Source organism: Roseovarius sp. MBR-51, assembly GCF_053628575.1.
On sequence record NZ_JBRJGQ010000001.1, the window covers coordinates 471,457 to 497,110 of the forward strand.

22 protein-coding genes and 1 pseudogene are annotated in these 25,654 nt (G+C 61.0%); 14 read left to right on the forward strand and 9 right to left on the reverse strand.

What is annotated here, in order from left to right; translation table 11 throughout:
- Window positions 1-4 precede the first annotated feature (4 nt).
- A complete protein-coding gene (locus ACSSVY_RS02350) occupies window positions 5-1,264 on the forward strand; it encodes a glycerate kinase type-2 family protein (protein ID WP_454267787.1) in 1,260 nt (419 codons plus the stop codon).
- Between the two features lie 121 nt (window positions 1,265-1,385).
- On the opposite strand, the gene ACSSVY_RS02355 is transcribed toward ACSSVY_RS02350, so the two are convergent.
- Window positions 1,386-2,270: a LysR family transcriptional regulator gene (locus ACSSVY_RS02355; RefSeq protein WP_454267789.1), complete on the reverse strand. Its 885-nt coding sequence runs from the start codon at window positions 2,268-2,270 to the stop codon at window positions 1,386-1,388.
- Window positions 2,271-2,447: 177 nt separating this feature from the next.
- On the opposite strand from ACSSVY_RS02355, the gene dctP reads away from it, so the two are divergent.
- From dctP to ACSSVY_RS02390, 7 genes are all read left to right on the forward strand, one after another.
- Window positions 2,448-3,437, forward strand: coding sequence for a TRAP transporter substrate-binding protein DctP (gene dctP / locus ACSSVY_RS02360; RefSeq protein WP_454267790.1), 990 nt, complete (start codon window positions 2,448-2,450; stop codon window positions 3,435-3,437).
- A gap of 63 nt (window positions 3,438-3,500) precedes the next feature.
- The gene (locus tag ACSSVY_RS02365; RefSeq protein WP_454267791.1) at window positions 3,501-4,004 is read left to right on the forward strand and encodes a TRAP transporter small permease; all 504 of its coding nucleotides are present in this window, start codon (window positions 3,501-3,503) and stop codon (window positions 4,002-4,004) included.
- Window positions 4,005-4,007: 3 nt separating this feature from the next.
- Window positions 4,008-5,138, forward strand: a complete 1,131-nt coding sequence (locus ACSSVY_RS02370) for a TRAP transporter large permease (RefSeq protein WP_454267792.1) — start codon at window positions 4,008-4,010, stop codon at window positions 5,136-5,138.
- The gene (locus tag ACSSVY_RS02375) at window positions 5,120-5,311 is read left to right on the forward strand and encodes a TRAP transporter large permease subunit (protein ID WP_454267793.1); all 192 of its coding nucleotides are present in this window, start codon (window positions 5,120-5,122) and stop codon (window positions 5,309-5,311) included. The genes ACSSVY_RS02370 and ACSSVY_RS02375 overlap by 19 nt, the downstream gene beginning before the upstream one ends.
- Window positions 5,287-6,087 carry an alpha/beta fold hydrolase gene (locus ACSSVY_RS02380; protein WP_454267794.1) on the forward strand — a complete coding sequence of 267 codons (801 nt, stop codon included), beginning with the start codon at window positions 5,287-5,289 and terminating at the stop codon, window positions 6,085-6,087. The genes ACSSVY_RS02375 and ACSSVY_RS02380 overlap by 25 nt, the downstream gene beginning before the upstream one ends.
- Before the next feature lie 108 nt (window positions 6,088-6,195).
- On the forward strand, window positions 6,196-6,498 hold the full coding sequence (locus ACSSVY_RS02385) for an SH3 domain-containing protein (RefSeq protein WP_454267795.1): 303 nt from the start codon (window positions 6,196-6,198) through the stop codon (window positions 6,496-6,498).
- A gap of 154 nt (window positions 6,499-6,652) precedes the next feature.
- The gene (locus ACSSVY_RS02390) at window positions 6,653-7,357 is read left to right on the forward strand and encodes a hypothetical protein (protein WP_454267796.1); all 705 of its coding nucleotides are present in this window, start codon (window positions 6,653-6,655) and stop codon (window positions 7,355-7,357) included.
- A gap of 87 nt (window positions 7,358-7,444) precedes the next feature.
- Here the strand turns inward: ACSSVY_RS02390 and ACSSVY_RS02395 are convergent, their stop codons facing one another.
- On the reverse strand, window positions 7,445-8,080 hold the full coding sequence (locus ACSSVY_RS02395) for a hypothetical protein (protein ID WP_454267798.1): 636 nt from the start codon (window positions 8,078-8,080) through the stop codon (window positions 7,445-7,447).
- A gap of 17 nt (window positions 8,081-8,097) precedes the next feature.
- On the opposite strand from ACSSVY_RS02395, the gene ACSSVY_RS02400 reads away from it, so the two are divergent.
- From ACSSVY_RS02400 to ACSSVY_RS02425, 6 genes are all read left to right on the forward strand, one after another.
- The gene (locus ACSSVY_RS02400; RefSeq protein WP_454267800.1) at window positions 8,098-8,334 is read left to right on the forward strand and encodes a hypothetical protein; all 237 of its coding nucleotides are present in this window, start codon (window positions 8,098-8,100) and stop codon (window positions 8,332-8,334) included.
- Between the two features lie 139 nt (window positions 8,335-8,473).
- Window positions 8,474-8,773: a hypothetical protein gene (locus ACSSVY_RS02405; RefSeq protein WP_454267801.1), complete on the forward strand. Its 300-nt coding sequence runs from the start codon at window positions 8,474-8,476 to the stop codon at window positions 8,771-8,773.
- Window positions 8,774-8,849: 76 nt separating this feature from the next.
- A complete protein-coding gene (locus tag ACSSVY_RS02410) occupies window positions 8,850-9,221 on the forward strand; it encodes a hypothetical protein (protein ID WP_454267802.1) in 372 nt (123 codons plus the stop codon).
- 221 nt (window positions 9,222-9,442) lie between these two features.
- Complete coding sequence (gene secD, locus ACSSVY_RS02415) at window positions 9,443-12,073, forward strand: protein translocase subunit SecD (protein ID WP_454267804.1); 2,631 nt, start codon at window positions 9,443-9,445, stop codon at window positions 12,071-12,073.
- 249 nt (window positions 12,074-12,322) lie between these two features.
- The gene (locus ACSSVY_RS02420; RefSeq protein ID WP_454267805.1) at window positions 12,323-13,336 is read left to right on the forward strand and encodes a TerC family protein; all 1,014 of its coding nucleotides are present in this window, start codon (window positions 12,323-12,325) and stop codon (window positions 13,334-13,336) included.
- Window positions 13,337-13,595: 259 nt separating this feature from the next.
- Window positions 13,596-14,204: an SOS response-associated peptidase gene (locus tag ACSSVY_RS02425; RefSeq protein WP_454267806.1), complete on the forward strand. Its 609-nt coding sequence runs from the start codon at window positions 13,596-13,598 to the stop codon at window positions 14,202-14,204.
- 75 nt (window positions 14,205-14,279) lie between these two features.
- Here ACSSVY_RS02425 and ACSSVY_RS02430 read toward each other — a convergent pair whose 3' ends face one another.
- The 7 genes and pseudogenes from ACSSVY_RS02430 to ACSSVY_RS02460 form a co-directional block, all read right to left on the reverse strand.
- The gene (locus ACSSVY_RS02430) at window positions 14,280-17,357 is read right to left on the reverse strand and encodes an efflux RND transporter permease subunit (RefSeq protein WP_454267808.1); all 3,078 of its coding nucleotides are present in this window, start codon (window positions 17,355-17,357) and stop codon (window positions 14,280-14,282) included.
- The gene (locus tag ACSSVY_RS02435) at window positions 17,354-18,436 is read right to left on the reverse strand and encodes an efflux RND transporter periplasmic adaptor subunit (RefSeq protein WP_454267809.1); all 1,083 of its coding nucleotides are present in this window, start codon (window positions 18,434-18,436) and stop codon (window positions 17,354-17,356) included. The genes ACSSVY_RS02430 and ACSSVY_RS02435 overlap by 4 nt, the downstream gene beginning before the upstream one ends.
- 490 nt (window positions 18,437-18,926) lie before the next feature.
- Window positions 18,927-19,349 (reverse strand): hypothetical protein, encoded by a 423-nt coding sequence (locus ACSSVY_RS02440; protein ID WP_454267810.1) that lies wholly within the window; start codon window positions 19,347-19,349, stop codon window positions 18,927-18,929.
- Between the two features lie 215 nt (window positions 19,350-19,564).
- Window positions 19,565-20,953, reverse strand: coding sequence for a hypothetical protein (locus ACSSVY_RS02445; RefSeq protein ID WP_454267811.1), 1,389 nt, complete (start codon window positions 20,951-20,953; stop codon window positions 19,565-19,567).
- Window positions 20,954-21,514: 561 nt separating this feature from the next.
- Window positions 21,515-21,907 (reverse strand): annotated as a pseudogene (locus ACSSVY_RS02450) (transposase); the annotation flags it as partial.
- A 995-nt stretch (window positions 21,908-22,902) separates the two neighbouring features.
- The gene (locus ACSSVY_RS02455; protein ID WP_454267812.1) at window positions 22,903-23,118 is read right to left on the reverse strand and encodes a J domain-containing protein; all 216 of its coding nucleotides are present in this window, start codon (window positions 23,116-23,118) and stop codon (window positions 22,903-22,905) included.
- Between the two features lie 196 nt (window positions 23,119-23,314).
- On the reverse strand, window positions 23,315-25,651 hold the full coding sequence (locus tag ACSSVY_RS02460; protein ID WP_454267834.1) for a hypothetical protein: 2,337 nt from the start codon (window positions 25,649-25,651) through the stop codon (window positions 23,315-23,317).
- Window positions 25,652-25,654: the final 3 nt, after the last annotated feature.

A 25,654-nucleotide genomic window follows, 5' to 3' on the forward strand; every position in this document is an offset into this window, starting at 1 on the left:
AAACATGACCGATCCCCAGACCCTGTTGCGCCGCCTCTTTGACCGGGCGGTGGCCGTGGCCGACCCGATGCAGAGCCTTGCCCCCTATCTGCCTGCGCGGCCAGAGGGCCGTGTCGTGGTGATCGGCGCGGGCAAGGCGAGTGCGCGCATGGCCGAGGCGGTCGAGGCGGAATGGGGCCCGTGCGAGGGGCTGGTGATCACGCGCTATGGCTATGCGCGGCCCTGCGCGGGCATCGAGATTGTCGAGGCGGCGCATCCGGTGCCGGATGCCGCCGGGCTGGCGGCCTCGGCGCGCATGCTGCGGCTGGTCGAGGGATTGGGTGAGGGCGATATGGTGCTGGCGCTCATGTCGGGCGGGGCGTCGTCGCTCTTGGTCCAGCCTGCGGGCGATATGACGCTGGCGGACAAGCAGGCGGTCAATGCCGCGCTTTTGGCGTCGGGCGCGCCGATTGGCCAGATGAACGTGCTGCGCAAGCATTTGAGCCGGGTCAAGGGCGGGCAATTGGCGGCGGCGGCCTATCCGGCGCGGATGCATGCGCTGCTGATTTCCGATGTGCCGGGGGATGATCCGGGGATGATCGGATCGGGGCCGACGGTGGGAGAGGCCAGCACGACGGCAGAGGCGCTCGGGATCGTGGCGCGCTACGGGATTGAATTGCCCGGCTCGGCGCAGGCGGTGCTCGCGGGGCAGAGCGGCGTTGTGGCGCCGGAGGATGTGCGGCTAAGCCGGGTTGAAAATGTGATCTATGCCGCCCCTGTGCAATCGTTGGAGGCGGCGGCAGAGGTGGCGCGGGCCGAAGGGCTGACGGTGCAGATCCTTGGCGATGCGCTGGAAGGTGAGGCGCGCGATGTGGCACGCGATCACGCCACGCTGGCGCGTGAGGTGCAGGCGGGGCTGGCACCGGGGGCGGCACCTGTGTTGCTCTTGTCCGGTGGCGAGCTGACGGTGACACGGCGCGGCGATGGCGTGGGCGGTCCCAATGCCGAATATGCGCTGGCCTTGGCGCTGGCCCTCAAGGGCGCGGGCGGTATTCACGCGCTGGCCTGTGACACCGATGGCGTCGATGGTGCGGCAGAGGTTGCAGGGGCGGTGATCGGGCCGGATACGCTGGCGCAGGCCAAGGCCGCCGGGGATGATCCTGAGCACGCGCTTGCGATCAACGACGCGCATGGGTTCTTTGGGGCGATTGGCGGGCAGGTGGTGACGGGGCCGACGCTGACCAATGTCAACGATTTCCGGGCGATATTAATTGCTCCGGTTTAAGTTAAAGCACGGGGCGTCCGATCGGGTTCATATCGCCCCGGCCCCCGAGCCTCGACGCTGCCTTGGGGAGGTCCCGGGTCAAGCCCGGGACGGGTGTGGGTTCGATGGGGCGCACCGCGCCCTAAAACTGATCCCAGATCGTGCGGCCCAGATCATCCAGCCGCTCGGGTGAGCAAAAGAGCGAGATCGTCATCGTCGCAGTCCAGTCGCGCCCGCCAAGCCGGACCAGCGTGCCGTCAGCCAGTTCCTGACGGATGGAAAATTCCGGCAGCCACGCCAGCCCTGCCCCGGCCAGAGTGCGGCGTTTCAAGGCTTCGGCCAGCGCATCCATGTAACGCAGGTTGAGTGCCGGGCGGCGGTTGCCGATGGTCTGGTCCACCACGGTGCCGAGAAAGGTGTTGGGGTCATAGCTGAGATAGGGCACCTCTTGCCCCGCGCGCGGCGGCAGGGACCAGCCATGGCGGGCGGCGGCCTCGTGCTGGGCCACGGGGATCAGGCGCTCTTCGCAGATGTCCTTGCGCTTGAACCGGGTCTCGTCAAGGATCGGGGCCACGTCCTGATGCCGATAATACAGCAGGAATTCGCAGCCCCCTTCGCTGAGCAACTGGCAACAGGCGCTGAGGCTGTCCGAGATGACGCGGGTGCGCATTTCGGGGTATTCCCGCTCTAAGGCCGCCATGCGCGGTTGCAGGAAGTTGACCGAAATGGCGTGCAGGGCGGCAAAGCGTTGAAAGCTGGCATGGCCGCGCGCACGTTCGCGGATCGCCTGACGGGTGTCGGTAAGGTCCGCCACCGTCTGTTGCGCCACGGGCAGAAATTGCCGCCCCGCCTCGGAGAGTTGCACAGGATAGCTGGCGCGGTCGATGAGGGGCACTCCGATCCAGGTTTCCAAAGACCGGATACGGCGGCTGAAGGCCGATTGGGTGATGTTGCGTTCCTCGGCGGCGCGGGTGAAATTCAGCGTCCGTCCCAAGCACACGAAATCGCGCAGCCAGTTGATGTCCATATGCGCCCTCTCTTTGCCACCAGACTGCGCCAGTCGGGGCAACCATGCAACATCGGAATAGTTTTATGAGATGTTTGAATTGGCCGACTCGTGGGGGGCTGTCCTAGCATTCAAGACAAGATCAAAGAATGAAGGCCGCATGAACGGTCTCGCGCAGCCCCCAACAAGGAGAGAGAGATGAAAACGTCGTTGAAAGGACTGATTGCCACCACAGCGCTTGGGCTCACGGTGGCTGTGCCTGCCATGGCCGAGACCACGATCCGCCTGTCCACCTATGTGAACGAGGCTGACATTCGCTATGATGGGTTCGTGCATTTCGCAGAGTTGGTCGCGGAGAAAACCGGCGGAACCGTCAAGGTCGAGATTTTCCCGTCCTCCACGCTGCATGGCTGGTCCGAAGGTGTGGACGCGGTGCAGGGCGGTGTGTCGGACATGAGCTGGATGCCCGCCGATGAGCGCCTGCCCTGCTACCGCGTGACCTCGCTCTATCCGGTGGCGATTGACCTCGAGGGTCAGGTCGAGATGGATGCCGCCTATGCCGACATCGTGCGTGATGAGGCGGCGGCGATCAACCTCGTGCCGGTGTTCAATTCCAATTATTCCTATGATCAGGAATGGTGGTTTGAAGAGGCGATTGACGATCTGGGCAATCTTGCGGGCAAGCAGGTCCGTTCCATTGGCCCGCTCGTCAGCCTGATGATCGAGACATGGGGCGGCGCGCCGGTCTTTGTCGCGCCCAAGGAGGTGTTTCAATCGGCCGAGCGTGGTGTGGTTGACGGGATCAACATGGGCGTCGCCACCTATTCCAGTTGGAAGCTCTGGGATGTGATGCCCTATATGGTCAAGGCCAGCCTCTTTTACGGCAACATTCAATACATGATGAACAAGGAAAAGTTCGACGGCATGACCGCTGACGAACAGGCCGCCGTGATGGCTGCCGCCAAGGAAACCGAAGAATGGCTGAAGCCCCGGTATGAGGATTGGGTGGATCAGCGCGTCGGCAATGCGGTGATGAAGGGCGGCGGTGCGGCGGTGGCGATCCCCGAGGACAAGCGCATGGAACTGATTGCCAGCGTGCAGGGCAAGTGGGACGAGACGGTCGATGCGGCCTGCGGGCCGGAGATGGCCGGCAAGATCCGCGATCTCTTTGCGCAACACGCGCCGTGATCTGACAGGCCCCCCGCGCAATCCCTGCGGGGGGCCGCCCGTTTCATCCAAAGGAGGCAAGCCATGCAAAGCGGTCTTGATCGCCTGATCGGCCATGTGGAGCGCGCGGTCGTCTGGCTCGCGGGGGCGGGGGCGGTGCTCGTGCTCGTGCAGATGGTGTGGATCAGCTACGGCGTCTTTACGCGCTATGTGCTCAATGCCCCCGACCGGATGGTGACAGAGGCGACCGCGCTCTTGCTCTTTCCGGTGGCCTTTGCGGGCCTTGCCTATGCGATGCGCGAGGATGCCTATCCCAAGGTCACGATGCTGACCGATACGCTGCCCGCCGGTCTGCGCAAGGCGGTGGCGGTGTTCAATCTCTGCGTGATGCTGGGGGTTGGTCTTTTCTTTTCGCTGGCCGGGGTGAGTGCCACGATCCGGTCATTCAATTCGGGCGCCTCGTCGGAAATCCTGCTCTGGCCGCGCTATGCCTTCTGGGCGCCGGGCGCCTTGGCGCTGGTTCTGTTTTCGATCTATGCGGTGCTGAGGCTGATCCGTCTCATACGCACGCCTGCGGCGGAGGTTTGAGCGATGGAATGGTATGAAGTCGGTCTTGGGCTGCTTGGTCTCTTGATGTTCCTGATCGCGGTGGGGGTGCCGATCCCCTTTGCGCTGGCGGCGGCGTCACTGCCGTTCCTGTGGCAAATCCAGACCTTTGAGACCTCGATCGCCTCGGCGGAACTCAAGCTCTGGGGCGTGTGGATCGACTATATCCTGCTTGCGGTGCCGCTCTTTGTGTTTTTGGGCGAGTTGATCGGCAAATCCAACATCGGCCCCAATCTCTATCAGTTCCTGCACCAAGGCGTGCGCGTGCGCGGCTCGGCGGCCTATGGTTCCATCGGGGCCTGCGCGGGGTTTGGCGCGGTCTGTGGCTCGTCCATGGTGGGGGCGCTCACCATCGGCGGCGTGGCCCTGCCCGAGATGCTGCGGCTGGGCTATGGCAAGCGGCTGTCGTCTGGGGTTCTGGCGGCGGGGGGCACGCTGAGCGTGCTTCTGCCGCCATCGCTCATCCTCTTGTTTTACGGGATCGTCACGGATCAGAGCATCGGCGATCTCTTTATTGCGGGGGTCATTCCAGGGCTGATACTTGTCACCTCTTTTGCGGTGGTGGTGCTGGTCTGGGGCATTCTGAAACCGGGTGACATTCCGGACCGCGAAGTGGCCGTCAAGATGGGGCTGGTTCAGATTGCAGCCACCATTGCACCGATTGCCCTGATCGGATTGGTGATCACCGTGGCGATTTATGCTGGGATCGCCACCCCGACCGAAGCCTCTGCGGTGGCGGCTCTGCTGACGGTGATCCTTGCCTTTGGTGTCGGCGGGCTGACCTGGCAGGGGTTCAAGGAGGCGCTCTTTGCCACGATGCGGACCATGGGCTATCTCGGGCTGCTCTTGTCGGCAGGGGTGCTCTTTGGCTTTGTGCTGACCTATTACCGGGTGCCGCAGCAATTCACGGAGCTGTTCCTGAGCTTTGATCTGTCGCCCTATGTCGTGCTGACCATCGTGTTGATTTTCTACATCGTGCTGGGGATGTTTCTTGAGCCGGTCTCGATGACCTTCATCACCCTGCCCACGATCTTTCCGCTGATGTCTCTGCCGCCGGGTTCGACCTCATATGGTTCGGGGTGGTCTATACGATCACCATGGAAATTGCGGTGCTGACGCCGCCTGTGGGGCTTAATCTCTATGTCATCCAAGGGATCGGGCGCGGGCAGGTCAGCATCGGTGATGTGATCATGGGATGTCTGCCCTTTATCGGGGCTCTTGTGCTCTTGATCGTCATTCTCATCCTTGTGCCGGAGACTGCATTGTGGCTGCCCGATCAGATGCGTTGATCAGCCAGCGCGGACTCGGCTATCGGCGGGCGGGTGTGGGCCTGCCGCTGGTGCTGGTGCATGGGTATCTGGGCGGATCGGCGCAATGGCAGGCTGAGATCGCGCGGTTCTCGGAGCGTTTTGACGTGATTGCCCCGGATTTGCCGGGCTATGCCGGGTCTGCCGCGTTGCCACCCGCTGATCGAATCGCGAGCTTTGGTGCGGCGGTGGTGGATCTCTTGGATGAACTGGGTCTGGGACAGATCATCCTGCTGGGGCATTCCATGGGCGGTATGATCGTGCAGGAGATCGCCGCGACCCATCCGGATCGGATCATGCGGTTGATCCTCTATGGCACCGGCCCGTTGGGGGCGATGCCGGACCGGTTTGAACTCTTGGAGACCTCACGGGCGCGTATTCGCAGTGAGGGCGTGGCACAGACGATCCGGCGGATCGGGGCGACTTGGTTCCGGGCAGGGGCCGCGGCGCAGGGGTTTGACATCGTGGCCGAGCTGGGGGCGCAGGCCAGCGAGAGGGCGGCGCTGGCGGGTTTGGACGCGATGAGCCTCTGGGATGGGCGTGCGGCGCTGGGCCGGCTGACCATGCCGACGCTGGTGCTCTGGGGGGACGGCGATCGCTCCTATCGCTGGCCGCAGGTCGAAGCGCTCTGGCAGGGGTTGCCGGATGCCGTGTTGGCCGTTGTGCCGGGCACCGCCCATGCTGTGCATCTGGAAAAGCCCGCACTGTTCCACGCGCTTCTGGAGGATTTCGTGATGGTGTCATCCTGTGAGGCGTAAGACTGGCGTGGGGCCGGTGACAGGTGGGCGGTCTTGAGACAGCTTTCTATTCCGTTTGACACCTCAAGCGCGTAGAACATGCGGTGAGCGAGCAAGGTGGAGACTGTGATGCGCAAGGCATTTTGGAGCGCGTTGGCGGCGGTTATGCTGCTAAGTTGCATGGAGGCCGACCCCGCGATGGCGGCCTCGCTCGGGAGCTTTGAGGTGCATGGGGTCGAGGGCGACGACATGCTGAAAATGCGGGGCGGACCGGGCATTGGGTATAGTGTGATTGTCGGTTTGCCGAATGGGACCGTTTTGCGGGTGCATAGCTGCCAGCAGACCGGCGGCACACGCTGGTGTGAGGTTTCTTTGGCGCGGGCGCGTGGGTTGCGGGGATATGTGTCCTGGGCCTATTTGCGCAAGCTCTGAGGGAGACCTGCGATAGAGCTTTCCTGATAAATCGGGTGTGATCCCTGGACTTCTATCGCGGTGGTCTAGCTGATAGGATGGCAAAGAGGGTGCGGGCCGTCCTGTGTCCTGTGTCAGAATGATCGTGGCGGCGTCTGGTGATGAGGGTGATGTGATGAAACTGATCCACGGCAGACAGGTGGCAGGGCTGATGCTTGTGCTGTTGCTTGGCGTGGTTGCACCCCTCGTGCGCGCCGAGGCCGACATGGCGCATCCTGCTCCCTCTGCCGGGCTGATGTGGAACAAGACCGGATTGCCTGCGGTGTTTCCGCTTCAGGTCAAGACCTTGCCGGGGGAGGACTATTTTTTGACCCTGAGTGATGCCGAGACCGGCGCGGCGGCTTTGGCCGCCTATATCAAAGGCGGAGATTTCTTTAAGATTCTGGTTCCGCCGGGGTCCTACAGGTTGCGATTTGCCGCTGGCAACATCTGGCAGGGGGAGGATGCTCTCTTTGGTCCGGGGGAGAAAACGGATGTTTTCGAGTTGCGAGATCCTCTTGTGTTTGAAACGCGAGGACTGGGCGTCAAGGCGGGTCACATGGTCAACCTGCGGAACCGTAAGCCCGGCCAGTTTGCCGAGGCCACGCTGAGCGATCAACTGATTTGCCAGTCATTCAGGCCTGACTTCCCGCGACGGATCGAGTCTTCACAGGCTGGTGTGCGGGAGTGGGATCGGCAGCGGCAAAGGCAGCATGAGACCCAGCGCAAGGAACTGCCGGGGGTGAGCGGAGATTTTCCGGGCAAAACCAGACCCTTTGAGCCGACGTCCTATGCGTATACAGTGCCCCGCCAAGATGTGCGGTCCCGGTACTGCGGATAAGCCTGCCTCAGACCGAGCTTGCGCCAGGCCTGAGGCGCTGGTTGCGGCATGGCTGGTTCGGGTTTCGGTGCCATAACGCCCTTTGTCTTATTCGCTTTGCGGTGCCACCTCGGGCTCGGCGTTGGCGGGAGCAGAGTCGGCGGGCGCGGCTGTTGCGGGGTCCGATCCGGTGGGTTCAGCGTCTGCGGGTTCCGGAGCGGGGTTGGGGGTATTGTCCGTTTCCACTGTGACCGAGACATCGCCGTCCGTCGGTGCGGCGGATTGCGTTGATGGCACCCCATCGCCGAAGACGAAAAAGCCGATCACCGCGATGACCACGACAATGCCGCCCAGCAGGAACCACAGGGTCGCGCCGCTTGCCGATGATCTCTCGGTGGTGCGGGTGATCGTCGTGTGGGTGGTCTCGGGCGTCTTCTCCGTTTTGACTTCGTCCATGTTGCGTCTCCTTAACGTCTGGCACCGCACCAGCGTGCGGCCCAAGGTGATCCCTGATCTGGAGGGCACCGCGTAGCGGTTTCCGGTTTTAACAAGGTCAGGGTTTTGTAACCCGTTGAGCCTGCCTTTGGTTCCATTGATGCCGCGATTGAGGGACCCAGCCTTGCGAACAAAGCGCATTGCTCCATTGGATGGATCGCGCAAATTTACGCTGATCTTGGACGGCACAGGGAACTTATCCAACATGCGCGCGTTCATGTAGTCATTGGTGACGATCACACGTTCCAATGCGAAAGGAGGTCGTTATGTCTGCTCCTCTGAGAACTTTCATGGTGCTGCTTTGGGTAAGTTCCATTGCGGGTGCGGCTGTCGTTGCGTTTCTCAGCATCGGATGGGTCACCTGGCCAGCCTTTGCGACGGCTGGCGTGCTGGGCCTTGTTGTTGGTGTGCCGGCTGGCATCTGGACAGCGCGTGCCGTCAAGCGGGACGATCCGAACTGGCCGCCGAACCGCGTGCAGACCCGCAAGCCCGACCGATCCTGACGATCGGCGATCTTGTGGTGATGCGGAATGCGTGGTGCAGAGGCAAAGTTTGCACTGGTTTCCAAGGACGGCGAATTTGGTGTTGAAATAGAGCGCCAAAGGGCTGGTGTTGGTGTGTGTCCCATCCCAGATTAGGGCGATGAAACACTTACAGGCCCTCTGGCAGGGCAGCTTGAATCTTGGCGACGCGTTTTGGACCTGGGCTATCGTTGGTGGTCTAATCGTCAACCTGACGACCAGCATCCTGTTTATCGGTCTAATGACCTTTGATCTTCCATGGCTTGCGCTTTTTGTGGGCTATGGCTGTTCACTTCCCTACAACTTTGTGGCGCTCGTCGGGGTCTGGAGATCGTCGGCGCGGTATGAGGGGCCGAGCCTCCACGCGGAGTTGGCGCGTGGGGTCACAGCCGTCCTCATGATCGCATTGAGTGTGACGTGAGGTCCGTCGTGGCAGGGCGTTGCGCGCCTTTTGCCGCAGATTGCCTTGGCGCTGAATTGGTGAGATAATCCGCTCCATGACGACAGCAATTCCCTTCGCCCGCGTAACGCGCCAAGTGCTTGCCGCTTGGGCTGCGGTGCTGTCGTTGCTGCTGGTCTGGGCAGGGGGTGTTGGTGCGACCAATGCCACCTCCGATCCTTTTGCGAGGTTGGCCGCGATTAGCGGTGCTGAGGCGCCCGAATTTGCGGCGTTGGAGGTCAAGACCAGCCTGTTGCAGCGCGCGTCCGATGACAGATATGCATCGGATGTGGACCCGATCCAGAGCGTCCCCCCGTCTGCTTGGGAAAGCGGGTCGGTGTCAGGGGCTAGATGGGTTGCATGCGGGTCTGATTGCCCGGTTGACCGGGCGCACCAGCCGCATTCCCCGAGGGCACCGCCCGCCGCCTGATGCTCGGGCAGGATCGTGAGGGCTGTGGACAGCTCTGACCTCTGCCGCGTCATCGAAGCGGCTTTGTGATCTTTCGATCCGTTGCCTCGTGGTGCTGGCTGTGCTGGCGACAAGGGCTCTGGAGTGACTGTCCTGCCGATCCACATTCTTTCCCCGATCTAATCGACGTTGCCGGCGTGGGCGCGATGCCCGTCAGGCAGTGTCGGTTCAAGGACACGATCATGCTGAATACCATTTTCTGGAAACGCCTCTTGATATGGAGCGTTTGCCTCTGGGGCCTCGTCGTTGCGTTGCCCAATGCCTTTTACCCTCAGGTCGAGCGATACAACGATGCTGTCACGCTTCAGGCTGAGACCGGGGCTGTGCCATCCGCGCAGGCGGCCGATCTGACGGGCTGGCCGTCATGGCTTCCGTCAGGATTGGTCAGCTTGGGACTCGACCTGCGCGGTGGTGCGCATCTTTTGGTCGAGGTTCAGGTCGAAGACGTCTATGCGGCGCGGATGGACGCGCTTTGGCCACAAGTCCGGGATGCGCTGCGCGACGTCCGGGACGAGGTCGGAACGTTTCACCGAGAAGAGGCTGCAGCGGGTGAATTGCGGATCGCCCTGTCCGACCCTGCCGGGACCGAGGCGGCACTGGCCGCAATCCGGGCTTTGGCCTCGCCCGTTGTTTCCTTGACCGGGGCGGGTCAGACAGACATCGACGTTATCGCCGAAGGCGGCGTTCTGAGTGTGAGCTTGTCAGAGGCGGAACGCGCAGTGACGGATGAACGCACGGTGCAGCAAAGCCTCGAGATCATCCGCCGCCGGATCGATGAGGTCGGCACCCGCGAACCGACGATCCAGCGACAGGGGGCTGACCGCATTCTGATTCAGGTTCCAGGCATCGGATCTGCCTCTGAGTTGAAAGCGTTGATCGGCACGACGGCGCGGCTGACGTTTAATCCAGTCATCGGTCGTGCTGCGTCTGCGGATGCGGTGGCGGAGCCCGGCACGCTTATCCTGCCGTCGCTGGAGGATGCGGGGTCGTTCTATAGGGTCGATCAAACCCCGGTCGTCAGCGGTGACAATCTTGTCGATGCCAAGCCGATGTTTGACCGGAACAACCGCCCGGCCGTGAGCTTTCGCTTTGATCCCACGGGCGCACGGGCCTTTGGCGATTATACCGCCACTCATATCGGCCAGCCCTTTGCGATTGTTCTGGACAACGAGGTGATCAGCGCCCCGGTGATTCAGAGCCATATTGCCAGCGGGTCGGGGATCATCACGGGGCAGTTTACGATCGAGGACAGCAACGAATTGTCCGTGCTGTTGCGCGCAGGAGCCTTGCCGGCGGAAATGATCTTTCTCGAGGAACGCACCATCGGTCCGGAACTGGGGCAGGACAGCATCGACGCGGGCCAGCGTGCGGCTGCTATCGGTATGGTGGCCGTGATCGTCTTTATGGTGGCGTGTTATGGCAGTTTCGGTGTCATGGCTGTTTTTGCGCTGAGCCTCAACATGGCGCTTCTCATTGCGGCGCTGTCGGTAATCGGGGCCACCCTGACCCTTCCGGGCATTGCCGGGATCGTGTTGACCATGGGCATGGCGGTCGATGCGACTGTATTGATCTTTGAGCGTATCCGGGAAGAGTTGCGACAGGGGCGCTCTGCCGGTAGCGCCATCGAGCTTGGCTTTAAAAGGGCGCTCTCGGCCATTCTGGACAGCAATATCACCGGGTTGCTGACGGCACTGATCATGTTTGCCATTGGCTCGGGGGCTGTGCGGGGATTTGCGGTAACGCTGGGGCTTGGTCTTGTGACGTCGATGTTTACCGCCATCTATGTGACGCGCTTGATCATCCAGACCTGGATGTGGTGGCGCAAACCGGGCTCCATCACTTTGAAGGGCTGGATCAAGCTGGCGCCCGACAGGACCACGATAGATTTTTTCCGGGCACAATGGGCCACCTTTGGGGTCTCGGTTTTCGCGGTTGTAGCCTCGCTGTTGCTGGTGGCGACACTGGGCCTCAATTTTGGGATCGACTTCAAGGGGGGAACGACCTTTCGGACTGAGGCCACGCAAGAGATCAATCTGGAAGCGTATCGTGCGGCGCTGTCCGGTTTGCAGCTTGGAGATGTGGCGATTACGGAGGTGTTCGATCCGGGCTTTCGGGCGGATCAGCACGTTGCCATGATCCGGGTGCAGGCGCAGGATGGTGGTGAGGCGATATCGGCCGAAACCGTCCAGCAAGTGCAGGCGGCCCTGCGTACGGTCGATCCGGGCATTGCGTTCACGGCGGTGGATTCGGTTGGCCCCAAGGTCTCGGCTGAGCTGATCTGGCTGGCGCTGATGGCGGTCGGGGCGGGCGCCTTTGGGACTCTCGTCTATGTCTGGATGCGCTTCGAATGGCAGTTCGCCGTCGGCACTGTGGCGGCGCTGGCGCATGACGTGATCGTCACGATCGGTGTCTTTGCGCTGTTCCAGTTCAAGTTCGATCTGACCATCGTGGCGGCGTTGCTGACGATTCTGGGCTATTCGGTCAACGATACGGTCGTGATCTTTGACCGGCTGCGAGAGAACCTGACGAAGTTCAAGGTCATGCCGTTGCGCGAGCTGATGAACCTGTCGGCCAATGAGACATTGAGCCGGACGTTGATGACTGCGGTGACAACGCTGATCGCGCTGATCGTGCTTTTGGTCTTTGGCGGCGATGTGATCCGTGGCTTTGTCTTTGCCATGGTGTTTGGTGTGGTCATCGGGACTTGGTCCACGCTTTATGTCGCCAAGAACATCGTTCTATTCTTGGGGTTGGATCGCAGCGATGTTCCAAAGTGGAAGGCAAATCACAAGTTCGCAAATATTGACGCCTGAGCGGTGATGGCGACACCGGCGTCGGTGCCGGTGTCGCCATTTGGTCCGGTGGATTTCTTTCACCGGGGCTTGAAGTGCCGTGAGAGACCCACGATCTCTTGATGACGGACCGGGCCCCTCTGACGATGGTCTCCCATCGTGATGTCGGACCGTAACATGTGAACACCTGCGCTTGTGACATGCCCGGTTTGGATCTGGTTCTGAGCGGTTGTTTGTCTGGCGCGTAACCCCGCTCGAGAGGGTCCTGTCTTGGAAATCCTGTTTCTGCTCTTTCTGGGCAAGCCGCTGTGGATGTGGCTTGTCTTTTTGACGATTGTCGTGGCCTTGCTGGTCTTTGACCTTGGTGTTCTGCACAAGGATGACCATGAGATCGGGGTGGCTGAAAGCCTCAGGCTGTCTGCGCTCTATATCACGCTCGGCCTTTGTTTTTCCGGTTTCATCTGGTGGCAGATGGATGCCACGGCCACGGCCCAGTATTTGACCGCCTTCGTGGTGGAAAAATCACTGGCGATGGACAATATCTTTGTGATCGCCCTGATCTTTGGGTTCTTCGCAATCCCGCGCGCCTACCAGCACCGGGTGCTGTTCTGGGGCGTTCTTGGGGTGATCGTGTTGCGGGGCATCATGATCAGCCTCGGCGCTACCATCGTCGAGCAGTATCACTGGGTCCTTTATCTGTTTGCGGCCTTCTTGATCTTTACAGGGGTCAAAATGCTCTTTGTCGCCGACAAGGAACACACGTTCGAGGAAAACGGGCTGATCCGGTTTCTCAAGCGGCGGATTCCCGTGACGGAGGACCTGCACGGCCATAGTTTCCTGGTCAGAAAGCCGCATCCCGAAACGGGCCGTATGGTGCGATATGCAACGCCGCTGCTTCTTGCGCTGATCGTGATCGAAGTCGCTGACATCGTTTTTGCCGTCGACTCGGTTCCGGCGGTCTTTACCATCACCACCGATCCCTACATCGTCTACACCTCGAACATCTTTGCGATTCTTGGCTTGCGCGCGCTCTACTTTGCACTGGCGGCGATCCTGCACCGCTTTGCCTATCTGAAATACGCGCTATCGGTTCTGTTGGTGTTTATCGGCTCCAAGATTTTTGTCGCGGAGGCGATGGACTGGGAGAAGTTTCCGCCCGCATGGTCGCTGGGCATCACCTTTGCCATTCTTGGCACGGGGGTGGCGTTCTCGCTGTGGAAGACCGGGTCGTCGGGGGGTGATCCTGTGGCCGTCGATATCAAGGACCGTCGGACGCCCACCTGAGCGAGGTGTCGAACGCCGGTCATGGCGGTCGCGGGAGGGGGGAGGGTGAGAGGCTGGACAACGACCTGTTGATAATAAAAACAATAGGTTATGGTCAGCTTTGTAACCGTGTAACCTGCCTAAGAACGGACTAGATGACGTTGCGTCAAGAAGGTCGGTCCAACCAAGGCACCACAACCTGTTCCTACCCCATCACTGCGTGTCCCGCCCCCATCACTGCAACTTGTAGAATCAGCACGAGACCTGCCACAGTCCACCCATGTGTGGACGCTTCATAGACCCAAACCTGCGCGGCACCGAATTCGAGTTCGCCGAGATCAAGATCACGCCCTTTCCGCGGCGGTTCAACATCAAGCCGACACAGGAGGTCTATGTGCTTCATGGAGAGGAACTGACCTGCGCACGATGGGGCCTGATTCCGAGCTGGCACAAGGGTGATCTGAAGGACTGGCGCGCCAGCACGATCAATGCGCGGATCGAGGAGGCCGCGACCAAGCCCAGTTTTCGCGGGGCATGGCGCTATGGTCGCTGCCTGATCCCCGCTGGCGGCTATTACGAGTGGACCGGCACGAAAAGCCCCAAGCAGCCGCATTTCTTCGCCAGCACCGACAACGAGGAGACGCTGTGGTTTGCAGGTCTCCTATCCGTCTGGAACGATCTGCGCACCTGCGCGATCCTCACGCGCGCGGCAAATGACACCGTCACGCCGATCCATGACCGCATGCCGGTGATTCTCGACAGTGCAGAGCGCGAGGACTGGCTGTCAGGGTCCGACCAGACCGACCTCGGTGCCGCCTACCGTGTCAGGCACCATCCGGTCGCGCGGTTTGGGATCCAGGATGAAGGAGAGGCGCTGATCGAGCCTTAGATGCGCCTGGCGCATCTGGGATGGATGTTGGCGGTAATGTCCGGAAGACCTTCGATCGACAAGATCAGCGCGCGGTCAGGCACCGCTGTCACGCAATTCCCGGTCGAGCGCCTCGGACGAGGAGGCACGCGACCTTGTCAGCCCGCTCATCAGCGCATAGGCGGCAGGTGTCAGGAACAGGGTGAACACAGCTGCCATGCCCAGACCGCCCACGATCACCCAGCCGATCGCAGCGCGCGCCTCGGCCCCCGGACCGGCCCCAAGGATCAGCGGCAGGCCCGACATCACCGTGCAGATGAGCGTCATCGCGATCGGGCGCAGCCGTGCGAGCGCGGCCTCGTAGGCCGCATCCATCACCTCGTGACCCTCGTCGCGCAGCTGGTTGGCGAACTCGACCAACAGGATACCATTCTTGGCCATCACCCCGATCAGCATCAGCACCCCGATCTGACTGTAGATATTTATCGTCGTGCCGGTGAGCAGCAGCGCATAGATCGCCGCACAGACACCAAAGGGCACCGTCGTCATCACCACCAAAGCGCTCGTGAGACTCTCGAACTGCGCGAGCAGCACGAGGAACACCACCAGAAGCGCGATCACATAGGTCGCCGCCAGCGCCGAGGAAGTCTCATCAAGCGACGCTGCCTCGCCCAGAAAGATGAGACCGATGCCCGGCGGCAGCCGCTCCTGCCCCATCGCGCGCACCTCGTCGATCACCTCGCGCAGCGTCACCTCCGGCGACACCGAGGCGTCGATCTCGATGGCGCGACGCTGCTCATGCCGGTCAAGCTCCGCCGCAACGCCGCGCTCGTTGAGAGTGACGATCTGGCTCAACGGCACCAGGTCGCCTGCGTCCGAGCGGATGTTGAGGTTCATCAGATCAACCGGGTCGCGCACGACCCCTTGGGCGGATTGTAGAAGGATCGGCACCGCCTCGTCGTTGATGGTCAATTCAGCCACCTCGTCCTCGTCGACAAGCGCCCGTAGCGTGCCCGAAAGCGTGGACATCGGCACTCGCAAGTCCGAGGCGCGCTGCCGGTCAACCCCAATACTGAGCTGCGGCTGTGTCGCCTGATATTGAACCCGGATACCCGACAGCCCCGACACGTGGGCCAAATCCTGCGCAAAAGTATCGGCGGCCTCGGCGATCTCGGGGTAATTCGGCCCGGTCAGCGCGATGCTCAAGCCGCCGTCCGATCCGCCGCCCAGCCCGAGGCTGTTGCCACTACGGATGCTGGGGCGCGCGCCCGGCAGAGCCTCCAGCTCGTCGCGGATTTCCGCCTCGATATCGGCCTGCGACAGGGTGCGCTCCTGCCACGGGACGAGCCGCACACCGATGCTGCCGCGATTGAGGTCATAGCGCCCGGTGATAGAATAGAGGCTCTGCGCCACGCCCTGTTCGACATAGGGCCACAGCATGTCCTCCACCTGCACCACCTGCCGGTCAGTATAGTCGAGCCCGGTGCCATCCGGTCCCTGCACCAAGACCGAGACCATGCCGCGATCCTCCTGCGGAACCAACTCCTCGCCCAGACGCTCGTAGACCAAGACCGCGCCACCGGCGATCAGCGTGGCACCCACCAGCGTCACCAGCGGCGCGCGGATCATCGGGCGGATAAGCGCGCCGTAAAGCGCCGCCAGCCGCTGCCCCGGCGCAGCAAATAGTCCGCCGCCACGCCCCAGCCCCTCGGACAGAGAGGCCAGCATCGGGCACATGGTCAGCGCGACAAAAGACGAGATCGCCACCGTCACCGCCAGCACAAAGCCGAACTCGGTAAACAGCCGCCCGGCATCGCTCGGCAGAAAGGAGATCGGGACAAAGACCGCAATCAGCGTCACCGTGGTGGCGATCACCGCAAAGAACACCTGCCCCGACCCCAGAACGGCGGCGGCGCGGCGGCCCATCCCTTCCTGCCTGCGGCGCTGGATATTCTCGGTCACGACGATGGCATCATCCACCACCAGCCCGGTGGCCAGCACCAGCGCCAGAAGCGTGATCAGGTTGATCGAGAACCCCATCAGGTAAATTCCAGCGACCGATCCCACCAAGGCAATCGGGATGGTAACGGCGGGGATGAGCGTGGCCCCGAGACGGCCGAAGAACACCCAGATCACAGCGATCACGATCAGCAGCGCCACCGCAAGCGTCTTGAGCACCTCGGCAATAGCGCCCTTGATGAACACCGCGTCATCGCTGGTGACGGCAAAGCCGAGATCGGGAAAGCGCTGCTTCAAACGCTCAATCGCGCCGCTCACCTCGTCTGAGATGCGCACCGTGTTGGACTGCGCCTGCCGCACGATCCCGAGGCTCACCACCAGCCGCCCGTCAAGACGCGCAATGCTGTCGGGCGTGGCCAGCCCGAAATAGACCTCGGCCACGTCGCCCAGCCGCACCCGATCGTTCAGAAGCAGTTCCTCAATGCGCCGTGGCTCGGCCACGGTGGCATCGGCGCGCACGAGCACTTCCAGCGGCCCAGAGGAAAAACTACCCACCGGCACGTCGAACTGTGCTGCGCGCAAGACATCTGCCACCTCACCGATGGACAGGCCGAAGGCCGCGAGTCCGTCGGGACTGACCTCAACCCGCAACACTCGCTGTCGGTCACCGAACAATACCACCTCGGCCACGCCATCCACGGCAGTGAACTCGGTGGCGATGGCATCCTCGACCAGCCAGGTCAATTCACCTATCGATCGCTCATCGCTCCATAACGCGATATCAACGATAGGATCGGCATCCTCCTCGGATTTGACGACGAACAAATCCTCGACCCCGTCGGGCAGCCGTGGCTCGACCCTGCTCACCGCCTCACGCACGTCATTTGCGGCATTGGCCAGATCACGATCCGAGCTGAACTCTACCCGCATCCGGAAATTGCCCTCTTCCGACGAGGTCCGCACCGCCTCGACCCCCGCCACCCGCGCCACTGCGCCCTCGACCAGCGAGGCGACCTCGGCATCGACCGTGGTTGGCGAGGCACCGGGATAATTGGCGCGCACCGAAACGATGGGCCGGTCCACATCGGGCAATTCCCGCACTTCAATCCCAAACAGCGCGCCAACGCCCGCGATCACGATCAACAGGCTCATAACAGCTGCCAGATAGGGCCGCCGCACGCTGAGATCGGAAATGCCACGCCCCCCCATGCTCATGAGCGGACCGCATCCGGGTCGTTAAGCACATTGACCCCAATACCGGGGCGTAACCGTTGCGTGCCCTCCACGATGATCCGGTCCCCTTCGGACAAGGCACCATCCACGATCACCTGACCGTCGCGACGACGCACTAGCTTTACCGGCACCGGCTCCGCCGCGCCATCCGAGACGCGCCAGACCTGCAACGCCCCACGCGAGAATTGCAGCGCCAGTTCCGGCACCGCCGGATAGCTGTTGCCGGGCAGGTCGAGCCGGATCGAAAACGATGCGCCAGGCCGCAGCAGATCGGCCGCGTTGTCGATGGCGGCGCGCACCCGCGCGGTGCGGGTGTCGGCCTCGACGCGGCTGTCGATGGCCATCACCTCGCCGTCAAAGCTTCGTCCCTCCACGCCCGGGGTCTGCGCGCTGATGTTCAACCCGATCCGCACCCGGCTCAGCAGTGTCTCGGGCAGATCGAATTCCACGAGAATACTGCTGCGGTCATCATAGCTGGCAATCGCGTCATCGACGGCGATCCTGTCGCCCACCTCGACGCCTGCCAGCCCCGATACGCCGTCAAAGGGCGCGCGCAGCGTCCGATCCTCCAGATCGGCGCGGGCCTGCTCGACAGCGATGCGCGCCACCTTGAAATCGGTCTCGGCCTCTTCGAAGCGCGCCGTTGCGGCCACACCGGTATCCTGCAACGCCCGGTAGCGATTGCGTTCCGAGGTGGCGCGCTCCAGCCGGGCCTCGGCCAGCGCCAGCGCCAGCCGCTCGTCGGTATCTCGAAGGTGCAACAAGACATCACCCGCCGCAAACCGTGCCCCCGGCGCGATCGCAAGGTCGGTAATCTCGCCGCTCGCCGGCGCCCGTAGCGTGACCGACCGCAGCGCAAATCCGGTGCCGATGGCGGAAAAGGTCAGATCGTCCGGCATGGTGATCACCTCTGCGGCGATCACCGGAACGCCAGGCGCCTGTGCCTCTTGCTCGGCGTGCTGCGCATCAGGCGGATTTATCGCGCTGCGCAGCTCAGAGCGATACTGCCACGCCAGACCTGCCCCCGCGATCAAGAGGGCAGAAATGAAAACCTGTTTCAAGACGCTCGTTTTGTGCACCGGTGCTCATCCATCCACGTATCGAAATAGGAGACATAGCGCGCAACGAGGCAAGGTCACGCCTGCCCCCCCCCGGTCATTGCGACAGATCCAAGTTGCAAAGCCATAACGCCCGTCCTGAATGGCACCGTCACGCCCGTCCATGACTGAATGCAGGTGATCCTGGATAGCGCGGAGCGCAACGACTGGCTGTCAGAATCCGACCAGACCGACCTCGGGGCCGCATAGGCGTCTCCTTTACCTCTATGGACTGACCCATCGATCAGCGACCATACCGCAACGCCAGGGTGCGCTGCGGCCTTGCAGCACTTCAACCTGCCGCAACTTCAGCACAATCTCTTCGGGCTCATCGGGTCTATCTCGCTTTCCAGCCATCTCTTGGTCTTCCTGAACTGGGATGATACTATCCCAGTTGGTGGATCGCTTCAGTGGGGCACTCCAGTCAGGACCAGTCTATCTTCCTTTCATTCGGTCAGTCTGCCTTGCAGTCGGTCACAGGAAACCGGTAACCGATGGAGGGAAATGCCTCGGCCATCGCATAGCCGTTTTCATGGGCGTAGAAGATCGCGGAAAGCCGCCGTGTTGTGATCGTCGTCGGAGGGCCACCGTCCTTTTGCCAGGCGATGGAAAGGAGCTTCGCAAATACGGACGCGCCGCCATTCCTATTCGCGGCAAGATCCGCCGACACGCATTCACTTGTTAAACCGCTCTTGGTGCATTTCAGAATTTCGTGGTCACGATGCGGCCAGTTGGACACGAAAACCAGTTGGTCGTCTTCGATGGTGACATGGCCGCCACCGTTAACTTCGTCATAGGGCACCTCGCACCGCCACGTTTCGGCAAATGCCGGGCTGGTGAGCAGGAGAAGAGTCGCGAGGGGCGTTACAGGTTTCACAATGGATCTCCTTGATCAGACGGACACGTAGCCGGGTCCGCAGTGTCATCCACCTCAGGATGATATACCCTCGACTGGCTGCTTCACAACGCCGACAACACTGCCGAACCGAGGTGCCAGACCTGCATGACCCGTCACAGCTCACAAATCCGGGGCTGCGTCCCCATGTCTATCGTCTGCCCACCTCGCCTGACCAATGACGCCGGGTTGGACTGTCACAGCACGAAGGCGTAAAGCACCACCCAGATCGACAGGACCGCACCGCTGAGCAGGGTATAGACGCCGTTCCACACCCATCCAACACGCAGCGCGCTGATGCCCGCGAAAGACCCGATCAGCAGCGTTGTCGCGGTGAAGGGCGAACTGGCCCCGCTCAGCGCCCAGCCGGCGACCAGTGCCACGACGATGGCCGTCGGCGTCACGCCCAAACTTTCGGCGCCCGGAATGAGCGGCGCGATCAGCGTCACCGCAAGAATCGGGTTCATCCCGAGCTGCCCCGCCAGCGGGATGAGCCAGACAAAGGCCACGAGGATCACCCAGGGCGGCAGCACCGACAGATCTAGCCCCGCGCGTTGCATCAACGGCGCCAGCAAGGCTGACCCCACGGTGCCAATATACCCTGCCATCATCAGCAGCGTGAGTTCTCCACGATATCCCGGCAGTTCCTTGAGCACGTAGTCACCGACCCGTCGCACCACCGATCGAACAGGTGCGTGCGCCCAATGCTGGATGGTCATCCACACCAGTGCGATCACCGGCACAATGACAACGACCAGCCCAACGATCCGCACGTCCGTAATCGCGGACAGAATGATCACACTGATCACAAGAACCCCTAGTAACGCCAGCAGCGGCAACATGAGGGCCCAAGAGCCCTCTGGCTCCTGGCGTTGTGGTGTCACGCTCAGCCTTGGCTTGAACGCGGTGTCCAGTCCCCAGCCAACCCCGGCCAGCAGCACCGAGGAGATGAGCCCTGGCACCATCGCCTGTGCCCAGCTCGTGCCAGGAACGACACTCACCGAAATTGCCATAGCAAAGGACAGGGGCGACCAGGGTAGGGTCGATACAAAGGCCCGCTGGATCGCCAGAAGCATCCGTCGAATGCGGTGGCCGCGCACCTCGGCATTAGGCTCCGAACCAGCATTAGCCAGCGCCAGAGCGCCCAACAACTGGATCGCACCATAATTGAGCAACAACGCGAAGCCTTGTCCACCTAGGGTTAGCGCCAGATAGCGACGGCCGGGCCGCTGACCGGAAAGAAACCTCCCCGCTGCCTGCACAGCAGGCGAGGTTTGCGCGACATTGCGCAAGGTCGACAGCGCCGAGAAGAACGCCGCGATGAACGCCGCTGAGCGCAATCCATCCAGAACCGTCTCCTGCCAGTCATGCGCGTTGAGGGCAAGCGCCAGCGTAAGTCCTAGGGCAACCGCGACAAACGCCTTGCGTGCAAGACGCACCTGCGCTGCGAAGATCGTGATGGTCAAAACCACAAGCACTGGCTTCACCGGTGCCATCCATTCCGCGACATGCCATTCGTGAAAGATCACAAGACATGTGATCCCAACCAGCAAGATGCCCGTCAGAAGATCGACCTGCCTGCGCATTTCCTTGACCAATCCTCTGGCTTCACAGTTTGAAGGGCTCTTTTGCCTGCAGAAGTATCAGGCGGCAAGGGTCCCACTTGAGGATAAAGCGACGTCGTGGAAATCACTATGTATAGCTTTTACGATCATACCAGCGTTTGAACATGCTGGAAAATCAGCGCGAGATGATGGATGCTTGGGCCGCCTTCGTTCTAGGTCGAAATCAGGGTAGATGAGCGGGACCGATGGATGTTTAGCATCCGCTTCCAGACTGAGCTTGTTGCTGACATTCACCAGTGGCCATTTCCATGGTTCGCCGCTGAATTGTCGATAACAGCGCGGAGCGCCTTGAAATCGTCGTCACAGATGTCACCTGTTCTGGGCTCAGACGACGAGTCCCCGCCCCTTTTCAAACGGTCGTCAGGGTGCAGCTCGGACCGGAACCCTCGACACTGAGGGTGGATCTTGTTGAAAATGTCGGCCTGAGAACGCGTTTTTGGCTGCCCTCAGCCTTGGGTGTCGCCGTTTGGTCCGGGCAATCGCCCATCGCGCCGCCTTGTGGCGTTTATCTGGCCGCTCAGCTCATGCCATGGCCTCCGAGTTGGCGCACTGAGGCCGCAGCTTCGCGAGTTTTCGGAGGTTCTGGGCAATGGCGGCGAGGGGGAATTCGTCCTTGGCGCCATTGAAACCGCGCAGGCGTAGCCGGTTCAAGCCGAGGATGCGCTTCAAGTTGGCGAAGGGTATCTCCACCTTCTTCCGCTTGTCTCGGGATACCTTGTAAGCCTTGGTCTTGCGGCATTCGCGGGCGAACTCGCGTGCTTCCTCGTGGGTTTCACGGTTGACGTATCGGGCCTCCGCTTTCGGGCAGCAGACCTCCTTGGATGGACAGGCCTGACATGTCGCATTCAAGGCACGACATCTCTTCCGCCCGCCGGTGTCCTGACCCCGGTTCGGATCGGAGTAGTTCTGGCGATATCCCATCCCCGTCGAGAAACCGGTCGATCTCGCGAAGCAGCCGGATGAGAGTGCGCGGTTGCTTCCCTGCGTGTTCTCGGAAGCGGCCGTTCGGGGCACGAAGCATCAATATCTGACAAGAAGTGCCGTCTGAACTGAGCGAGTAAATTCTCACCGCAAGTCAGTCCATCTTGACGGCAACGCCGTCATCGGGTCTGCTTCGGCTTCAAAGGCAGGTGTAAACATGGTCAAGGAGCTGAAGCTCTTCTTCACTGATTATCCTGAGCAAATCCTCAAGATGCAGGGGGTGCGCCAGGCCGAGCTACCCGCAGGCCTGATGGGTCAGCTGTTAGACTATCGGGAGCGGTCTCTCGCCATCCTTGAGGACGCCCAAGTTTTCCGGATCGATGCCGATGCCTATTGGATGATGGGCAAGTTGGTCAACGAGATGAAACGAGATGGTCTGGACGAGCTCTACTCCCAGGTTCAGCTGCCGTTTCCGACGATGGCCATCATGCCCCCTCTCACAGGGGAAGATGGAAGCCAACGGCAGAATGACGGCTCCGTGCTTGGCTTGGTTACTCAGGTCGAGGGAGATATCTACACTCAGCGCTTCGCCATCCGCCAGAACACTGTCGGCCCAAGCACCTGCTGCATGGTCACAAGAGGAATGAAGGCTGAGGTAGTCCCGACGCCTACTCGCGGGCTTCTCGAAGCCGTCGGAATGCCGGTTCCGGATGGCATGATCGACGAAGAACTCGCCATGAACCGGAACTTCCTCGGGGCTGCCGTCGCAATCGCCACCCTACTGCGTCACGATGGCATGCTGGAGATGCAGCAGGTCTCGCTCCACCCCAGGCATGAGAGACGTCAGGCTGAGCGGTCCGGCAAAGTGCTTCCCCACACGCTCATCACGAAGATTGCCTTGGGCAAGTCGGGCCGCGGTCAGGTCGAGGCTATGAAGGCTGATATGGTCACTGACGCGCGTGAAGGCATCCCGCGAAGGACCCATTGGGTTAGGGGGACACTCCCGCATCGAAGCGTTTGCGCTTATCCGGATCTTTCAACAGATCATGGGCCGCCGAAACAGCTTGAAATTCGGCATTCTTACCTGCATCGCCGGGGTGGAGGTCCGGATGCAATTGCTTAGCAAGCTTGCGATAGGCCTTCTTGATCTCATCCTGAGTCGCTGACTTATCGACGCCCAGCACTTTATATGGGTCGTCACCCATCGCTTAGCCCCTCCTTTGACCATTTTATGGACTCTTTGCCTGCGGCCGAAGGTAGAGTGGCTCAGGCTCAGAGTATGATCACGCTTTCCAATACATATCAGGCTAACACCCGCGCCGCATTGCTCTAGATCAATCTCGTTGGGGTCGCGCCAAGCGACTTCGCCCGCATCCAAATACTTAGAGGTTTAATAATCGGTCACAAAAAGCTGAAGTCATCCACCGTTAGCTGTGCGGCGGTGATGCCCTCGACGAGGATCGCATTGCCGTTGACACTCATCTGCGCACCCGCGTCTGTGTCGATGATATTCATCGCCGCAACAAAACCCGCGAGGCCGTTGCCACCGTTGTTGATGTTCTCAACGCCGGTATCGGGATCGATGCGGCGGATGAAGAAGATGTCGATCCCGTCCTCGAAATCGGTGATCACATCGCTCTCACTGTCGAAGAACGCAGAGAACACAAATTGATCTGCATCCGCACCCCCGGTCATCACGTCATTGCCTGCACCACCATTGATCGTGTCATTGCCAGTGCCACCGTCGATCGTGTCGTCGCGGCCGCCCCCTGCAAGGAAGTCGTTGCCTGCGCCGCCAAGGATGCTGTCATCGCCCTCGCCGCCGCCGACACGGTCATTGCCTTCGCCTGCGTCAATTGTATCTCGACCAGTGCCACCACCGATGTCATCGGCACCCGAGCCTGCGTCGATCAGATCGCTTCCAAAGCTGCCGGACATGCTGTCGTTGCCGTCGCCTCCGGACAGGGTGTCATTGTCAGCCCCACCCGCGACCACGTCATTGCCAGCACCGCCCGTGATGGAATCTGCGCCAAAACCACCTCCTATGATGTCATCGCCTTCGCCGCCGTCGATCGTGTCGTTGCCAACGCCACCGCCGATGTTGTCGTTGCCGGAGCCGCCAAACACGACATCGTTACCGTCCGATGCAGATACATTATCGTTGCCGCCCCCGGCCTCTATATTGTCATCACCATCTCCCCCGGCAATCGTATCGTCTCCATCACCCCCTATGAGAGTATCGTTTCCATCAAATCCCTCAATAAGGCTGCCCAATGGTCCTGCGACGATAACATCGTTTCCTTCTGTCCCAGGTCGCTGCGCGACGAGCGACGCCGATGAAATGAGCGATTCAATTGCACCCTCTCCATCCGTATAGCTGACGCGCGCCAAGATCTCAGCACCCACATCGACTTGCCCCAGGACCAGCACGGTCCCCGTGGCGCCCAAAATCGGCGCCCCGTTGCGCAACCATTGGAAAGAGAATGTGCCAAGGCCGTCTTCGTCTGAGATCGCTGAAGTGTCTGCCGTAAGCATCCCACCTTGAGTAGCGGCGCCAGTGACGATAACGGATCCAGCCGGTGCATCATTGATGTTCACAACTGCCGCGGTTTGGGTGCTAGTCACGCTTTCGGTGGCACCAAAGCCGTCGCGATAGGTCACACGAACGCTGACCCTGGAACCAACGTCTGATTGGGTCAGATTGTAGGTCTCGCCGTTGGCATCAGCGATCTCTGCACCGTTGCGCAACCATTGGAAAGAGAATGTGCCAAGGCCATCAACATCACTGACCCCGATAGTCGTCGCGGCCAGACTTTGACCTTCAGCCGCCGAGCCGTTGATCACCGGGCGACCTGTTGGTGCGTCGTTGCTGATGGATTCATCCAGCCCTACCAGGATTTGGCTTTGCCCTTCGATTAAGAGCGATAGGTCCGAGGAGGCTAAATCAAAACTATTGTTCACACTGAAATTTACAGTGATCAACGATGCACCGGTGTCGACCATGTCAGCAAAGGACCCGGTCAAGTTTATTCTGATATCGTTGTTCAAGCTCTGAATACTCGATGACAGAGCTCCGCTTCCGCCGAGACGCACATCGACAAAAGTTGCACCCTCGACAATGAAATTGAGCGTCGCACTGAACGTTTCGGCGGACATGGGGAGCCCTGTGTTCAGGACCATGATTGACAAAACATCGCCGTCAAGCCGTCCGTCTAGTCGGAAATTATTTGCAGGGGGTGTCGTGTCCACGTCTGTGTTCCCGATGAACTCGAAGCTCGTCGGAAAACCCAAGTTCTGCAGTTGAGCATTCTGCAACGTCGTGGTGTTACCATTGATATCCTCCACGACGATCCGATCGATGACCGCCGTGCCGGTATTGGCGAGCCATCCCGCGGGGAAGAAGCGCGTAACGCTGCCTTCGCCAGTCTCCTCAGAGACATCTATCGAAAGCAAAGACCAATTCGAGGCTGAAGTGGTGTCGGAAAACCCATAGGCTACGTCATCCGTGAACCAGACGATAACACTATCAACACCCACATCGTCGGTCGCCGAGACGGAAAAGGTCGCTGCAGCATTCCCATCGCCGAGATCGATTACTTCGGGAAAGCTGAAGCTCACAAGTTCAGGGGGTGTCGTGTCCACGTCGGTGTTCCCGATGAACTCGAAGCTCGTCGGAAAACCCAAGTTCTGCAGTTGAGCATTCTGCAACGTCGTGGTGTTACCATTGATATCCTCCACGAC

Coding starts and splice junctions, on each gene's coding strand:
- ACSSVY_RS02425 (WP_454267806.1), top strand. CDS start 13,596: ATGTGTGGACGCTTCATAGACCCAAACCTGCGCGGCACCGAATTCGAG.
- ACSSVY_RS02405 (WP_454267801.1), top strand. CDS start 8,474: ATGAAACACTTACAGGCCCTCTGGCAGGGCAGCTTGAATCTTGGCGAC.
- ACSSVY_RS02455 (WP_454267812.1), bottom strand. CDS start 23,118: ATGGGTGACGACCCATATAAAGTGCTGGGCGTCGATAAGTCAGCGACT.
- ACSSVY_RS02375 (WP_454267793.1), top strand. CDS start 5,120: ATGGAAATTGCGGTGCTGACGCCGCCTGTGGGGCTTAATCTCTATGTC.
- ACSSVY_RS02445 (WP_454267811.1), bottom strand. CDS start 20,953: ATGCGCAGGCAGGTCGATCTTCTGACGGGCATCTTGCTGGTTGGGATC.
- ACSSVY_RS02410 (WP_454267802.1), top strand. CDS start 8,850: ATGACGACAGCAATTCCCTTCGCCCGCGTAACGCGCCAAGTGCTTGCC.
- ACSSVY_RS02385 (WP_454267795.1), top strand. CDS start 6,196: ATGCGCAAGGCATTTTGGAGCGCGTTGGCGGCGGTTATGCTGCTAAGT.
- ACSSVY_RS02365 (WP_454267791.1), top strand. CDS start 3,501: ATGCAAAGCGGTCTTGATCGCCTGATCGGCCATGTGGAGCGCGCGGTC.
- ACSSVY_RS02390 (WP_454267796.1), top strand. CDS start 6,653: ATGAAACTGATCCACGGCAGACAGGTGGCAGGGCTGATGCTTGTGCTG.
- ACSSVY_RS02350 (WP_454267787.1), top strand. CDS start 5: ATGACCGATCCCCAGACCCTGTTGCGCCGCCTCTTTGACCGGGCGGTG.
- ACSSVY_RS02355 (WP_454267789.1), bottom strand. CDS start 2,270: ATGGACATCAACTGGCTGCGCGATTTCGTGTGCTTGGGACGGACGCTG.
- ACSSVY_RS02430 (WP_454267808.1), bottom strand. CDS start 17,357: ATGAGCATGGGGGGGCGTGGCATTTCCGATCTCAGCGTGCGGCGGCCC.
- ACSSVY_RS02370 (WP_454267792.1), top strand. CDS start 4,008: ATGGAATGGTATGAAGTCGGTCTTGGGCTGCTTGGTCTCTTGATGTTC.
- ACSSVY_RS02400 (WP_454267800.1), top strand. CDS start 8,098: ATGTCTGCTCCTCTGAGAACTTTCATGGTGCTGCTTTGGGTAAGTTCC.
- dctP (WP_454267790.1), top strand. CDS start 2,448: ATGAAAACGTCGTTGAAAGGACTGATTGCCACCACAGCGCTTGGGCTC.
- secD (WP_454267804.1), top strand. CDS start 9,443: ATGCTGAATACCATTTTCTGGAAACGCCTCTTGATATGGAGCGTTTGC.